Below are 14,239 nucleotides of genomic sequence, written 5' to 3'. Positions count from 1 at the left end.
GCCCGCGCGTTCATCGCGCGGCAACACACCCGGTCGAAGTCGTGGTGCTGCCGGGAAGGCCAGAACGGTTCGAGGTCACTGGGACCCGTCACGGAGTTCTGGAAGCCGGTCATGTGCTCATTGAACCAGATGAACTCCCCGTGAAGGAGGGCTCCTCTCACCCATCGAGATGCCTGTCTCATCACACCGGCGGGAGGTTTGGTCCGCCGCGAGCGGTCGGGGGAGCGGACGGCAGAAGGGGCGCACGCCGTCTGCGGCGTGCGCCCCTCCATGGTCTGCCCCGACGGCCCGTCAGACCTGCCCGGCCTTCTCCAGAGCCGTGCAGCAGGTCTCCACGAGGAGCCGGGTGACCACGTACGGGTCGACGTTCGCGTTCGGCCGGCGGTCCTCGATGTACCCCTTGCCGTCCTTCTCGACCTGCCACGGGATCCGGACCGAGGCACCCCGGTCCGACACTCCGTAGCTGTACTCGTTCCACGGCGCCGTCTCGTGCAGACCGGTGAGCCGGTCGTCGATGCCCGCACCGTAGTTCTTGACGTGGTCCATCGGCCTGGAGCCCTCGCCCAGGGACTCGCAGGCGGTGATGATCGCGTCGTACGACTCCCGCATCGCCTTCGTCGAGAAGTTGGTGTGCGCCCCCGCGCCGTTCCAGTCGCCCTTCACCGGCTTCGGGTCGAGCGTCGCGGATACCTTGAAGTCCTCGGCGGTGCGGTAGAGCAGCCAGCGGGCGATCCACAGCTGGTCCGCCACCTCGACCGGGGCGAGCGGGCCGACCTGGAACTCCCACTGGCCCGGCATCACCTCGGCGTTGATGCCCGAGATGCCGAGACCGGCGGTCAGACAGTTCTCCAGATGGGCCTCGACCACGTCCCGCCCGTGGATCTCGTCCACGCCGACACCGCAGTAGTAGCCGCCCTGGGGCGCCGGGAAGCCGCCGACGGGGAAGCCGAGCGGACGGTCACCCTCGAAGAAGGTGTACTCCTGCTCGATGCCGAAGACCGGCTCCTGCCCGGCGAACCGCTCGGCGATCTCCACCAGCTCGGCGCGGGTGTTGGAGGAGTGCGGCGTCATGTCCGTGTTGAGGACCTCGCACAGGACGAGGAGGTGGTCGCCGCCGCGGATCGGGTCCGGGCAGGAGTACACCGGCTTCAGTACGCGGTCGGAGGCGTGGCCCTCGGCCTGGTTGGTGCTGGACCCGTCGAAACCCCAGATGGGAAGCTCCGCGCCGGCCGGAAGGATCCGGGTCTTGGAACGCAGCTTGGCCGTCGGCTCGGTGCCGTCGATCCAGATGTACTCAGCCTTGATGGTCACGGGCCTCATCCTTTGCGGGTGCAGCAGGGTCGCTCAGCAGCTTGGCAACGGGCGATTTCCCACCCGTTGCCCGTTGATGAACCCCGTGTTACGCCCGTGAGCGGCCCATTCGGCAGGTTCGCGCTCCCCGGGCTTCCCCGGGCCCGGCCCCTCTCCCGGTCACGCGTACCGCGCGTACCGCGCCTACCGAAGGTCCCCGTGCTTCAGCAGCGAACCGAATCCCGCGCTCCGGATCCGCCGCGCCAGCTCCTCGACGGACGTCCCCAGCGCCTCCGCGGTCCGCCCCGGCTGCCAGTCCGCCCGGTGCAGGGCGTCCAGCAGATGCCCCCGCCGCACCTGGACCTCCGAAAGCCGGAACGTCTTCAGATAGGCCGTCCGTCCCTTGTGGTCCCGGATCAGCTCTCCGATGTGCTGTTCCCGCCCGGGTACGAACCCCGGCAGGAACCGCTGGAGGGTGAACCCGGCCATGGTGTAAACCCGCTCGAAGCGGTAGCCCTCGGCGAGCAGCCCGGCGGCCAGGATCGAGTCGTGGTCCCGGCGCCACTCGGCCTCGGCGCGCCGGGCCGCGGCCCGCAGATCCGCCGTGGTCCGCACGTTCCGCCCGTCGCCGAGCCGGGCCTCGAACGCGGGCAGCGGACGGGCGTAGTACGCGTACTGGTACACCAGCTCCCCGTACAGATCCTCCACCAGCGTGCGGTGCAGAGCGCGGTAGTCGGCGGGGTGCGGGACCACGAAGGCCGCGGCGAGGGCATCGGCCGCGTACAGCAGCACTCCGCACTGGCGCGGGTGGATCTCGAAGACCCGCAGCGCCTCACCGAGCCCGGGTACGGACGCTCCGGCGTACGCCGCTTCCTCCCGGGGCGACAGCCCGCGCTGGAGCGCCGACCGCGACCACTCGTCCCAGGCGATCGACGGACCGCGGAAGTGGAGGGTCAGATAGCCCGCCAGGGCCAGCTGGAGCGGCAGGAACCGCAGCCGGTCCGTGGCCCGGGGCGGACGGCCGCGACGGCCCCGCTCCCGGACCCGGCGCGCCGGACGCCGGCCGGGGGAGACCGGGATGCGGACGGGTTCCGCGGTACCGTTGCCGGGGCCGAGCCGGGTGCCGTAGGCGGCGCCGCACGAGCCGTCGCCCGACCAGTCGGCGACGAAGGCGTGCGGGACGTACGAGACCCGCCAGGGGCCGTCGCACGGGTCGCCGAGGTCGTCGTCCGCGGCCGTGCCGAGGTCGCGGTGGAGCCGGAGCCCGGCGACGGGCGCGTCGCGCAGCAGGGGCACCAGCCGGATGCCGCCCCACACCTGTGCCGGGCCGGTGGTCAGCCCGGTCATGTCCAGCCCGCTCATATCCGCCCGGCCTCCCCGCCCTCGTACCCGCTCCCGTTCCTGTCCCGTCCGCTGTCCGGCAGGCGTCCCTCGTAGCTCCGCAGGAACCGTTCCGTCCGGCGGTCCAGATAGGCCCGCAGCTCGGCCGGGCCGGTACGGCCCTCCGCGAACTGCCCGATCTCCACCAGCGCCGGCAGATCCTCCGCGTCCCGGATCCCCACGGTCGGCACCGCGGGCGCGAGCCGCCGGACGTCGTACCCCTCCGCGTCGTAGACGGGGTTCACATGGACCACCGCCGTGGCCCGCCCGGGGTCCAGCGCGGTGCGCCACAGCCGCAGCACCTCACCCGCGAGCCCCGGCGGTGCGTTGTCCCAGCCGTCCGACACGATCACCAGCCGGCCGGGGGAGTCCTCCAGGGCGTCGAGGATCCGCGTGCCGAGCGGGGTCGGCCCCACGGGGTGTGCCATCAGCGGATCGGTCAGGCCCGACGTCCAGTGGGGGCGGTACGTCGCGGCGAGCGCCTCCAGCAGGAAGTGCGCGGCCAGCGCCACCGCGAGGGGACGGCGCCGTTTGACCCCGGAGCCGTACGAGGAGTAGCTGTCGTCCAGTACGGCGGAGACCCGGCCCCAGGTGCCCGCGCCGGCACCCGCGGAGCGCCGGGCGGCCGACCGCAGCGCCGCCGTCAGCACGGTCCGGCGGGCCGCCCGCTCGGCGCGGGGCAGGGAGAGGGTGTAGAGCGCGAGCCGGGTGAGCGGCAGCTCCGACAGCTCCTGCTCGCCGGTGCGGCCTCCGGTCGATTCGGCCGTACGCAGCTTCTCCAGCCGGGTCATCCGGGGCGCGATGCCTTCGAGGAAGCGTTCCCGTGGGATGCGGTGACGGGCGGCGAAACCCTGGGCGACGGTGAACGGCAGCTCGTAGACCGCCTGCTGCTCGTAGTGGGCGCGGCGGTAGGCATCGAGGAGGGGATGGCTGTAGCGGGTCCGGGTGCCGGGCCGGAAGAGGAAGTCGCCCAGCTCGCCCGCGCGGCCGTCGGCGAGCGGCCCGGTGCCGAGCACCCGGGCCGCGGGATGGGCGTGCCGGACCGCGGATTTCAGCCCCCGCCGGTACTTGACCGCGTCGAGGCCGAGATCCGGCCGGGCCGCCAGCCAGTCCCGCTGGACGGCGCGGGTGCGCCGGTTGTTCACCCCGGCGGTGCGGAGCGCCCGGAAGAGCCGGTAGACGCGCTGCGGCGGGAGGAGTGCGAGCCGTGCCGCGATCAGCCGGCCCTCGGTGCGCTTCTGCTCGGCGGTGGCCTCGCGCGCGGTGCGGAGCAGCCGTTCGACGATCAGGGCCGCGTTGTGGTCGTTGATATTGAGGGCGAGGGCCGCGGTATAGAGGGAGCGGTGGTTGACCTGCACGTACTCATGGAGGAAGGCGAGTGACAGCTGCTGCTCGGCCGCGTCGGAGCGGAACTCGCGCTGACCGGTCGCGGTGATCGCCGCGTTGACGAAGAGGAGCAGGTCCTCGGCGGCGACGAGACCGGCGCGGTGCTCTCCGGCGGACTGCACTGCCCGTACGGACGGCACCGCCCGTACGGACGGCACCGACTCCGCGGACGGCACCGAATCTGCGGGCCGCACCGACTCTGCGGCCCCTGCGGGTTCCACGGCCATCATGACCTCCGTCCAGTCCGCTCCATGAACACCACGGCGCCCGGAGGGCGTCCGGGCAGCAGAAACCGGCCGGGGAATGGGGGTGCGATCAGCGTAAACAGTGCTTCAGAGGCAAGTTCCGGAAGTCACACCGGAGTCCCGCGGCCGGTCGGTTCAAATTAACATCGCATGATGGCTCGGCGCTGTGGATAAAACGGGATCCGTGCGGTGGGCGATGGGCAGACTGGGCGCATGACGGAAGAAGAGCAGAAGCGGACACCGGCACCGGCACCAGCACCGGCACCGTCTCCGGAACCGGAATCCGAATCGGGGCAGCGGTCCGGGCGGGGGAGGCTCCGGATCGGTCTGGTCGGAGCCGGACCGTGGGCCGAGGAGACCCAGGCGCCCGCTCTCGCGAGCCACGACGAGGTGGTGTTCGCCGGGATCTGGGCCCGGCGCCCGGAGGCCGCCCAAGTCCTTGCCGATACCTGGGACACCACTGCCTACGACGGCGAGGAGGGTCTCGGCAACCTGCTGGCGGCCTGTGATGCGGTCGCCTTCGCGGTGCCGCCGGATGTGCAGGCGCCTTTGGTGGTCCGGGCGGCCCGTGCCGGATGCCATGTGCTGCTGGACAAACCGGTGGCGACCGGTGTGCCGGAGGCCCGGGCGGCGGCGGACGCGGTGGCCGCGGCGGGTGTCGCCTCGGTGGTGTTCTGCACCCTCCGGTTCGCTCCGGCGACCCGTGCCTGGACGGTCGAGCAGTCCGCGACGGGCGGCTGGTTCACCGCCTCGGCCCGCTGGCTGGGCTCGCTCTACGATCCCGCGTCCGATGCGTCCGACCATCGGTTCGCGGCCTCACCCTGGCGGCGGGAGAGAGGCGGCCTGTGGGATCTGGGCCCGCATGTGCTGTCCGTGCTGATACCGATCCTGGGCGAGGTGACCGAGGTGGCCGCCTTCCGGGGCCCCGAGGACACGGTCCATCTGGCCCTGCGCCATACCTCGGGCGCATCCAGCACGGCGGCGCTGGGCCTGAGCGCCCCGCCGAAGGCGGCCGGTGTCCACCTTGAACTCCTCGGTGACCAGGGCCCGGCGACCCTGCCCCGGTGGGCCGGTTCCGTGTCGGCGTTCCACGCGGCGGTGGACGCCCTCGTGGAGAGCGTGCGTACGGGCCGGCCGGACGACTGCGATATCCGCTTCGGTCTGCGCCTGACGGAGATCCTGGCGGAGGCGGAGGACCGTCTGGGAAAGCTGTGAGCGCCCCCGGCGCCCAAGGGGCCGGGACCCGGAACTCACTCAACCTCCACCTCCGAACCTTCTGAGGCAGCCCCGTCGCTGTCAGACCGGCGCCGGGGGCGGGGCGGGGTCAGGGACGTCCGTCACCGCGCTGCAGGGCGTCCCGGACGGCCTCCTCCGTCCGGCCGATCACCGCGGTCCCGTCGTCGGCGGTGATGATCGGCCGCTGGATCAGCCCGGGGTGGGCGGCGAGGGCGTCCACCCAGCGGGCGCGCGAAGCTTCATCGCGCGGCCAGTCCTTCAGCCCCAGCTCCCCGGCAGCCGCTTCCCGGGTGCGGGTGATCTCCCACGGCTCCAGCCCGAGCCGTGCGAGCACCGCCCGGATCTCGGCGGCGTCCGGTACGTCCTCCAGATAGCGGCGGACGGTGTACGAAGCCCCTTCCGCATCGAGCAGACCGAGGGCGCCGCGGCATTTCGAACAGGCGGGATTGATCCAGATCTCCATGGCGCCAACGGTAGCGTGCACCCCGTCTGGCCAGGGCCGATTGTCAGTGGCCCCCAGTAGAATGGAGATCAGTTCGGGATGGTCCCGCCACCGCAACTGGAGGTTGTCGATGGCCGTATCCAGACTTATGAGAAAGCCCGCTGCGGGGCACACTGCGGCGCCCGCTCCCCTGACGAAGACACCCCTCCCGGCGGGTCGGCCGCGCGAGTGGTATGTGACGCACAACCGCCGGCTCAAGGCGATGCGCCTGGCGATAGCCCTGCTGGACTCGGGCGTCTACCACCCGGCGACAGCCGACAATGTCCGGATCCGGACGACGGCGGACCATATCGGTGTCCACCCGCCGTCGGACAGCACCTGCCGGATGGTCAGGGCGCTGATCCGGTACGGCCGCTGAGCGACCCGCGTCCGGTCAGGACGCGATGAGCCGGTGTCCCCGCAGCGCGGCGGGGGCACCGGCTCGGCACCGGCCGGCGCGGCATATCGACCCGGTGCCGCCACCGGGTCCTTCCGGTCTCAGTGCGGAATGCCGTCGATCAGTTCCCGGGCGCCCTGTCGCAGCAGCGCCACCGCGACGGAGGTGCCCAGCGTCGCCGGGTCGAGCGGCCCGGCCCACTCATGGGCGTTGAGCACCTGCTTGCCGTCGGGGGTGAAGACCTTGGCGCGCAGGGACAGCTCTCCGCCGCGTTCGGCCCGCGCATAGCCGGCGATGGGGGAGTTGCAGTGCCCCTGGAGCACATGGAGGAGCATCCGCTCGGCCGTCGCCTCCCGATGGGTGGCCGGTGAGCCCAGCGCGCTGACCAGGTCGATGGTCGCGGTGTCCGCCTCACGGCACTGAAGGGCCAGAATGCCCGCGCCGATCGGCGGGCACATGGTCTCGACGGAGAGGATTTCGCTGATCACGTCCGGGCGCCCGATGCGTTCCAGCCCGGCCGCCGCCAGCAGCAGGGCATCCGCCTCCCCGGCGGCCAGCTTCTCCAGCCGCCGGTTGGCGTTGCCCCGCATCGGGACGCACTCCAACTCCGGGTGGGAGGCCGCCAGCTGGGCGATCCTGCGCACGGACGAGGTCCCGATCCGGGTGCCCGGGGGCAGTTGGTCCAGAGTGAGACCGCCGGGGTGGATCAACGCGTCCCGGATGTCGTCACGGGCGAGGAAGGCGGCGAAGGTGGTCCCTGCCGGAAGGGGCCGGTCGGCGGGGATGTCCTTGACGCAGTGCACGGCGAGGTCGGCCTCCCCGGCAAGGAGTGCCGCGTCGACCTCCTTGGTGAAGGCGCCCTTGCCGCCGAGCTTGGCGAGATCGCCCATCCAGCGGTCGCCGGAGGTCGTCACGGGGACGACCTCCGTCCGGATCCCCGGGTGCAGGGCGGCCAGTTCGCCTCGTACCCGCTCGACTTGGGCGAGGGCCATGGGAGACGAACGGGTGACGATACGGATGAGTTCGGGAACGGACATGCGGAACACCATAGGGGTTTCGGCTCCATGGTCGTTTCACCGCGCCCGGTCCGGCGCGGCAATTCGGCCGCGCCCACCGTCCTCGGGGGCGGTCCGGCCTGTGGCGGCGTCAGCTCCCTTGCTGCGCAACGGCGTTCGCTTTCAGGGTCCGCCCCGTTCGGGGGCATCGGCATCGGCATCGGGCACCGGCAGACCCTGCCGGAACCCGGCGGTGATCGGCTACTGGCGCAGCCGGCGGCACCGGGGCCGTGGACGCCGTGGCAGAAGAAGCGGAAGAAGAAGCGCTGACCGGCCGCCCCCGGCCCGGACACCCGGACCGGAGGGCGTCGGCGCCGACCGCGCCCGGGTGTTACGTGGTGGGGGATTGGACCCCGCCCGTTGCCCGGTGCCGCTTGATGTACGACCAGGTCACCGCGGTCATCAGAACCGGAATGGCCAGCAGCGGGGCGAAGGCGAGGCCCCAGACGGTCTGTGCCGTACCGCTCGACAGGTGGGTCCGGCTCTCGACGGTGAAGAGGACCACGATCTGCCACAGCGCCACCGAAACCAGAACGGCCGATGCGGCCCGTGCCAGGGCGGCGAGGGTACGGGGGCGCAGCGGCCGCCACCGGTCGTGCACGAGGAGCAGCGGAAACAGGGCGGCCAGTTCGGTGACGACGGACAGGCCGACGACGTAAGCGATGCCCCAGCCCGGGATGGCGAACACGTCCCGCAGGACCTGGTCGCTGTAGCCGACGTCAGCACCGGACGCCATGGCGATGCGCCACAGCCCGGACGGGACGGCACAGAGCGCGATGGCATGCGCGGCCCGACGGGCCCAGTCGGGCGCGGCAGGGACGGGCGGGGCGGAGGGCGGCATGTGTTCCATGCTGACCGCGGCCGTGCCAGCCGCACGTCGTCCGCGACGGCAGACCGCCTCCGCCTCCCGCAGGAGGCCGGGCCCGCCGGAAGGAAGACCTCGGAGGGAGCCCTGGGCCCCGTGCGGCTGACCGCACGGCCGAGGGCCGCCGCCTCCAGGAGGAGGTGGCGGCCCTCACAGGGCGTCTCCGGGGCTCAGTGGCAGATGAGCCCGGTCTGCGGTTTAGAGGTCGAAGTACAGCTCGAACTCGTGCGGGTGCGGGCGGAGCTGGATCGGGGCGATCTCGTTCGTGCGCTTGTAGTCGATCCACGTTTCGATCAGGTCGGAGGTGAAGACACCGCCGGCCTGGAGGTACTCGTTGTCCTGCTCCAGCGCCTCGAGGACGGCCGGGAGGGAGGTCGGGACCTGGGGGACGCCCGCGTGCTCCTCGGGGGCCAGCTCGTAGAGGTCCTTGTCGATCGGCTCGGCCGGCTCGATCTTGTTCTTGACGCCGTCGAGGCCCGCGAGGAGGAGGGCCGAGAAGGCCAGGTACGGGTTGGAGGACGGGTCCGGGGCGCGGAACTCGACGCGCTTGGCCTTCGGGTTGGAGCCCGTGATCGGGATGCGCATCGCGGCGGAGCGGTTGCGCTGCGAGTAGACCAGGTTGACCGGGGCCTCGAAGCCGGGCACCAGGCGGTGGTAGGAGTTCACCGTCGGGTTGGTGAAGGCCAGCAGCGACGGCGCGTGCTTGAGGATGCCGCCGATGTAGTAGCGGGCGGTGTCGGAGAGACCGGCGTAGCCCTGCTCGTCGTAGAAGAGCGGGGAGCCGTTCTGCCACAGCGACTGGTGGACGTGCATGCCCGAACCGTTGTCGCCGAAGATCGGCTTCGGCATGAAGGTCGCGGTCTTGCCGTTGCGCCAGGCGACGTTCTTCACGATGTACTTGAAGAGCATCAGGTCGTCGGCGGCGGCCAGCAGGGTGTTGAACTTGTAGTTGATCTCGGCCTGGCCGGCCGTGCCCACCTCGTGGTGCTGGCGCTCGACCTGGAGGCCCTGACGGTCCAGCTCCAGGGAGATCTCCGCGCGGAGGTCCGCGAAGTGGTCGACCGGCGGGGCCGGGAAGTAGCCGCCCTTGTAGCGGACCTTGTAGCCGCGGTTGTTCTCGACCGCACCGGTGTTCCAGGCGCCTGCCTCGGAGTCGATGTGGTAGAAGCCCTCGTTCGCGGAGGTGCTGAAGCGGACCGAGTCGAAGACGTAGAACTCCGCCTCCGGACCGAAGTACGCGGTGTCCGCGATACCGGTGGAGGCGAGGTAGGCCTCCGCCTTCTTGGCGATGTTCCGCGGGTCACGGCTGTACTGCTCGCCCGTGATCGGGTCGTGGATAAAGAAGTTGATGTTGACCGTCTTGTCCCGGCGGAACGGGTCGACCCGCGCCGTGGACAGATCGGCGCGCAGCGCCATGTCGGACTCGTGGATCGCCTGGAAGCCGCGGATGGACGAGCCGTCGAAGGCCAGCTCCTCCGACGGGTCGAAGACGCTCGCCGGGATCGTGAAGTGCTGCATCACACCTGGCAGGTCGCAGAACCGGACGTCGATGAACTTGACGTCCTCGTCGGCGATGAACTTCTTCGCGTCGTCGGCGTTCTGGAACATCCAACTCCTCCTACTCCCGTCCCGGGTGGGGGCGGGTTGGTAGCTCGTCCGTACGGCCAGTGCGGTGGCCACACGCAGGCCCGACCATAGGCAGAGGGGATTTCTCAAGGATGACCCGATTGTTTCGGACGCGTTAACCGGGCGGGTGTCCCGGGTCGGGTACGTCACTGCGGGCCGTGCCGCTGCGAACGTGAGCGGGGCGACCCGGCTGCCGCGGGACCGATCCGGGCCCAGTACCGTGGACGGGTGGACAACAGGCAAGCAATCGGATCGTGGCTCTCCGGACCCCGCGCGGCGGCCGAGGACATGGGCGTCGACTTCGGGCACCGGGGCAAGCGGCTCGGGCTGCCGGAGGAGGGGCCCGGCGCCATCGCACCCACCGGGCGGCGGCTCGGCGCCATCTTCGTCGACTGGGGGCTCTGCTTCCTGGTCGCGAGCGCCTTCTTCGCCGACGGCAACCGTCAGACCGGCGGCAACTGGGCGCTCGGCATCTTCTTCGTGCTGAGCGTGCTGACGCTCGGGACCGTCGGCTTCACCCCGGGCAAGCGGATCTTCCGCCTCCGGGTGGTGGCGGTCGAGGGCGGCCCGCTCCCCTTCGGCCGGGTGCTCCTGCGCAGTCTGCTGCTCTGCCTCGGGCTTCCCGCCCTGATCTGGGACCGTGACGGGCGCGGGCTGCACGACCGGTTCTCCAAGGCCGTCCAGGTCCGGCTCTGAGCTTTTGCCGACGGCGCCCGGCCCGAGGGCCGGTGCCGGGGTGGCGAGGACCGCCCGCCGGGCCGTGATGAGGCGGTGCGCAGGGGACGCGGAAGGGGCGGCCCGGAGAGTTCTCCGGGCCGCCCCTTCCGTATCAGGCGGGATTCGGTCAGCGCATCTTCGGGCCGCCGCGCGGCATCCGCATGCCCTTGGGCATCGGGCCCTTCGGCAGGGGCATATTGCTCAGCAGGTCACCGAGTGCGCGCAGCCGGTCGTTGGTCGCGGTCACCTGGGGGCCGGAGAGCACGCGGGGCAGCTTCAGCATGGTCGTACGGACCTTCTTCAGCGGCACCTGGCCCTCGTCCGTGCCCACGATGATGTCGTGCACCGGTACGTCCACCACGACCCGGGACATCTTCTTCTTCTCGGCCGCCAGCAGCGTCCTCAGCCGGTTCGGGTTGCCCTCCGCGACCAGAACGATGCCCGCCCGGCCGACCGCGCGGTGCACCACGTCCTGGTTGCGGTTCATCGCCACCGCGGGAGTGGTCGTCCAGCCCCGGCCCACGTTCTGCAGGACGGCGGCCGCCGCACCCGGCTGGCCCTCCATCTGGCCGAAGGCCGCCCGCTCGGCCCGGCGCCCGAAGACGATCGCCATCGAGAGGAAGGCGAGCAGGAAGCCGAGAATGCCGAGATAGATCGGGTAGCCGACCCAGAAGCCGATTCCGAGGAAGACACCGAAGGTGACGATTCCTACGGCCGCGATGACCAGACCGACCACAGGGTCGGCCTTCCGGGTCATCTTGTAGGTGAGGGCGATCTGCTTCAGTCGCCCCGGGTTCGCAGCAGCGTCAGTGCTGTCCGTTTTTGCCTTCCTCGCCATACTGCGAAGTTTACGTGGCCCGCGGCGCGCGCTCCGCCACGGCCTCCAGTACATGCTCCGTCTCGACCCGGTCCCTGGCCCGGCGGCGGTCCTCCAGGACGGCCGTCCAGGCGTTGCGGCGGGCGGTGCGCTGGCCGCCGCCGAGCAGCAGGGACTCCATGGCGCGCAGGGCGCCGGTCACGGACGGGAGGGCGGTGGCGCGTACCGGACGTGCCTGCGCGGCCTGCATGGCGGGGCCCCTTCGGGGAGTGGCGACCGCGGCCGGGGCCGCCGGAGGGCGGGGGAAGACCGGTCGCGGTCGGTGGACGGACGGGAGTGATGCGGTGGTACGGGGTGGGGCGACGGGCACGTGCGACGGTGCGGGGACCCGGAGCGGTGGTGCGCGGGCGGTGCCGTGTCCCGGAGGGCCGGCGGCCCGGTGCCGTGCCGCAGCCGGGTGGTGCCGGGTGGTAGCAGATGGCATCGGATGAGACGGATACGGCTGTGCCCGACCGTTTCCGATCGCCTTTGGCCGGACGGTCCCCGGGTCCTGACACCAGGGTCACTGCTCGGTGTTACCAGGGCGTGACCGACCGGTCAAACGCCGATGAATCCCTGACGCCCGGCCCCCGGATCCTGACGCGGCCCGTACGCCGTCCCCACCTGCGGGAAGCATACGGGCCGCGCCGGCCCTCGTGTTACCGAGGGGTAATGTCTTGTGCTTGAATTCACACCACGGGCAGCGTGGTCCGCTCGCCCGCCAGCCGCTTCTCCATCGCCTGCTGGTAGAGCCGCCCCGCCCGGTACGACGAGCGCACCAGCGGTCCCGACATCACTCCGGAGTAGCCGATCTGCTCGGCCTCCTCCTTCAGCTCCACGAACTCGTCGGGCTTCACCCACCGCTCCACGGGGTGGTGGCGGACCGACGGCCGCAGGTACTGCGTGATCGTGATCAGCTCGCAACCCGCGTCGTGCATCTGCCGCAGCGCGTCGGAGACCTCCGCCCGCTCCTCGCCCAGCCCCAGGATCAGATTCGACTTGGTGACCAGACCGGCCGCACGGGCCCGGGTGATCACCTCCAGCGACCGCTCGTAGCGGAAGCCGGGGCGGATCCGCTTGAAGACCCGCGGCACGGTCTCGACATTGTGCGCGAAGACCTCCGGCCGCGAGGCGAAGACCTCGTCCAGCAGCTCCGGCACCGCGTTGAAGTCCGGGGCCAGCAGCTCGACCTTGGTCCGGCCGTCCGCGCGCCCGGCGGTCTGCCGGTGGATCTCCCGTACCGTCTCCGCATACAGCCAGGCGCCGCCGTCCGGGAGGTCGTCCCGGGCGACACCGGTGATCGTCGCGTAGTTCAGATCCATCGTGACGACGGACTCGCCGACCCGGCGCGGCTCGTCACGGTCCAGCGCCTCCGGCTTCCCGGTGTCGATCTGGCAGAAGTCACAGCGCCGGGTGCACTGGTCACCGCCGATGAGGAAGGTGGCCTCGCGGTCCTCCCAGCACTCGAAGATATTGGGACAGCCCGCTTCCTGGCACACCGTGTGCAGATCCTCGCGCTTCACGAGGCTCTGCATCTTCGTGTACTCGGGGCCCATCTTCGCCCGGGTCTTGATCCACTCGGGCTTGCGCTCGATGGGGGTCCGGCTGTTCCGGACCTCCAGGCGCAGCATCTTGCGTCCGTCGGGTGCGACAGCGGACACGTGGCGCCCCTTTCTGCTATCGCGGCATTCGATTCTGCGGCGCACACCAGGGTACGCCCGTGCTTTGTACGGCCCTGTCTCGTGACAACCCGGTCACGCTGAGGCGCATTCCCCCGAACGGCCCCAGGGCGGTTCGACGGCCGACCGTTCAGCGGTCGCCGGGCCGGCAAGGGCCGGCCGCCGACCGGCTCCGGGCCGGTTCAGGCGGTCGTCCCGACCGCCCGCGGAAGCGGATCGGCGCCCTCCAGCACCTCCCGCAGCTGCCGCTCCACCACGGGCAGCACCTCCGCGATCGTGATGTCACGGCCCAGCTCGCCCGCGAGCGACGCAACGCCCGCGTCCCGGATACCGCACGGCACGATCCGGTCGAACCAGGTGTTGTCCGGGTTCACATTGAGCGCGAAGCCGTGCATCGAGACGCCCTTCGCGATCCGGATCCCGATCGCGGCCAGCTTGCGGTCCTCGCGCCGCTGGCCCGCGTTGGAGGGGGCGTACTCGGGGCCGTTGAGCCGCGGGTCGAACTCCTCGTCGTGCAGCCGGGGGTCGAAGTCCAGGGAGAGCCCGCCCGCGGACGGCCGCTGCTCCACCGGGTCGCCCAGCACCCAGACGCCGCTGCGCCCCTCCACCCGGCTCGTTGCCAGGCCGAACTCGGCGCAGGCGTTGATCAGCGCCTCCTCCAGCCTGCGGACATGCGCCACCACGTCCACCGGACGCGGCAGCTTCAGGATCGGATAGCCCACCAGCTGCCCCGGACCGTGCCAGGTGATCTTGCCGCCGCGGTCCACGTCGACGACGGGAGTGCCGTCGAGCGGCCGCTCGCTGTCCTCGGTCCGCCGCCCCGCCGTGTACACCGGCGGGTGCTCCAGCAGCAGACACGTGTCCGGGACCTCGTCCGCGAACCGCGCGGCGTGGACCTCGCGCTGCTTCTGCCACGCCTCCTGGTACTCGACGGCGTCCCCGCCGAAGCCCAGTCGGACGAACCGCAGCTCACCCACGGCACTGCCTCCTTCGAACCTTGCGTCGTGCCCGCCGTGCCCGCCGTGC

At 71.4% G+C, this 14,239-nt stretch carries 14 protein-coding genes; 3 read left to right on the top strand and 11 right to left on the bottom strand.

Translation table 11 applies throughout. The features are described 5' to 3' along the window. Nucleotides 1-291: 291 nt before the first annotated feature. The 3 genes from glnII to ACIQ9E_RS19840 all read right to left on the bottom strand — a co-directional run bounded on the left by glnII (nt 292) and on the right by ACIQ9E_RS19840 (nt 4,286). The gene (glnII, locus tag ACIQ9E_RS19850; protein WP_403708707.1) at nt 292-1,311 is read right to left on the bottom strand and encodes a glutamine synthetase; all 1,020 of its coding nucleotides are present in this window, start codon (nt 1,309-1,311) and stop codon (nt 292-294) included. Between the two features lie 183 nt (nt 1,312-1,494). Then, entirely contained in the window at nt 1,495-2,652 is a 1,158-nt protein-coding gene (locus ACIQ9E_RS19845) for an ARPP-2 domain-containing protein (RefSeq protein ID WP_403708705.1), read from the bottom strand. Continuing rightward, nucleotides 2,649-4,286 (bottom strand): hypothetical protein, encoded by a 1,638-nt coding sequence (locus tag ACIQ9E_RS19840; protein ID WP_403708703.1) that lies wholly within the window; start codon nt 4,284-4,286, stop codon nt 2,649-2,651. The genes ACIQ9E_RS19845 and ACIQ9E_RS19840 overlap by 4 nt, the downstream gene beginning before the upstream one ends. A 228-nt stretch (nt 4,287-4,514) precedes the next feature. Here ACIQ9E_RS19840 and ACIQ9E_RS19835 point away from each other — a divergent pair, with 228 nt between their 5' ends. Then, complete coding sequence (locus tag ACIQ9E_RS19835; protein ID WP_403708701.1) at nt 4,515-5,516, top strand: Gfo/Idh/MocA family protein; 1,002 nt, start codon at nt 4,515-4,517, stop codon at nt 5,514-5,516. Between the two features lie 109 nt (nt 5,517-5,625). On the opposite strand, the gene ACIQ9E_RS19830 is transcribed toward ACIQ9E_RS19835, so the two are convergent. Then, the gene (locus ACIQ9E_RS19830) at nt 5,626-6,000 is read right to left on the bottom strand and encodes an arsenate reductase family protein (protein ID WP_403708699.1); all 375 of its coding nucleotides are present in this window, start codon (nt 5,998-6,000) and stop codon (nt 5,626-5,628) included. Between the two features lie 127 nt (nt 6,001-6,127). Here ACIQ9E_RS19830 and ACIQ9E_RS19825 point away from each other — a divergent pair, with 127 nt between their 5' ends. Next, a complete protein-coding gene (locus ACIQ9E_RS19825) occupies nt 6,128-6,397 on the top strand; it encodes a hypothetical protein (protein WP_403708697.1) in 270 nt (89 codons plus the stop codon). A gap of 119 nt (nt 6,398-6,516) precedes the next feature. Here ACIQ9E_RS19825 and hemC read toward each other — a convergent pair whose 3' ends face one another. The 3 genes from hemC to glnA all read right to left on the bottom strand — a co-directional run bounded on the left by hemC (nt 6,517) and on the right by glnA (nt 9,943). Then, nucleotides 6,517-7,452: a hydroxymethylbilane synthase gene (hemC, locus tag ACIQ9E_RS19820; RefSeq protein ID WP_403708695.1), complete on the bottom strand. Its 936-nt coding sequence runs from the start codon at nt 7,450-7,452 to the stop codon at nt 6,517-6,519. Nucleotides 7,453-7,801: 349 nt separating this feature from the next. Beyond that, nucleotides 7,802-8,311, bottom strand: coding sequence for a hypothetical protein (locus tag ACIQ9E_RS19815; RefSeq protein ID WP_403708693.1), 510 nt, complete (start codon nt 8,309-8,311; stop codon nt 7,802-7,804). A gap of 222 nt (nt 8,312-8,533) precedes the next feature. Further along, nucleotides 8,534-9,943, bottom strand: a complete 1,410-nt coding sequence (glnA, locus tag ACIQ9E_RS19810) for a type I glutamate--ammonia ligase (protein WP_006349678.1) — start codon at nt 9,941-9,943, stop codon at nt 8,534-8,536. A 246-nt stretch (nt 9,944-10,189) separates the two neighbouring features. Here glnA and ACIQ9E_RS19805 point away from each other — a divergent pair, with 246 nt between their 5' ends. Next, nucleotides 10,190-10,657 carry an RDD family protein gene (locus ACIQ9E_RS19805; protein ID WP_040916515.1) on the top strand — a complete coding sequence of 156 codons (468 nt, stop codon included), beginning with the start codon at nt 10,190-10,192 and terminating at the stop codon, nt 10,655-10,657. Nucleotides 10,658-10,805: 148 nt separating this feature from the next. On the opposite strand, the gene ACIQ9E_RS19800 is transcribed toward ACIQ9E_RS19805, so the two are convergent. The 4 genes from ACIQ9E_RS19800 to lipB all read right to left on the bottom strand — a co-directional run bounded on the left by ACIQ9E_RS19800 (nt 10,806) and on the right by lipB (nt 14,190). Continuing rightward, nucleotides 10,806-11,516, bottom strand: a complete 711-nt coding sequence (locus ACIQ9E_RS19800; RefSeq protein WP_403708690.1) for a DUF4191 domain-containing protein — start codon at nt 11,514-11,516, stop codon at nt 10,806-10,808. Between the two features lie 10 nt (nt 11,517-11,526). Further along, nucleotides 11,527-11,745 carry a hypothetical protein gene (locus tag ACIQ9E_RS19795; protein ID WP_403708688.1) on the bottom strand — a complete coding sequence of 73 codons (219 nt, stop codon included), beginning with the start codon at nt 11,743-11,745 and terminating at the stop codon, nt 11,527-11,529. 478 nt (nt 11,746-12,223) lie between these two features. Next, entirely contained in the window at nt 12,224-13,195 is a 972-nt protein-coding gene (gene lipA, locus ACIQ9E_RS19790) for a lipoyl synthase (protein WP_403708686.1), read from the bottom strand. A 200-nt stretch (nt 13,196-13,395) separates the two neighbouring features. Beyond that, on the bottom strand, nt 13,396-14,190 hold the full coding sequence (gene lipB / locus ACIQ9E_RS19785; protein ID WP_403708684.1) for a lipoyl(octanoyl) transferase LipB: 795 nt from the start codon (nt 14,188-14,190) through the stop codon (nt 13,396-13,398). Nucleotides 14,191-14,239 lie beyond the last annotated feature (49 nt).

The sequence above is a fragment of the Streptomyces sp. NPDC094448 genome, from assembly GCF_044763775.1.
In the GTDB taxonomy this organism is placed as follows: domain Bacteria; phylum Actinomycetota; class Actinomycetes; order Streptomycetales; family Streptomycetaceae; genus Streptomyces.
The sequence above is the reverse complement of the archived record's forward strand: the minus strand, read 5'-3'. Positions and strand labels throughout refer to the sequence as shown.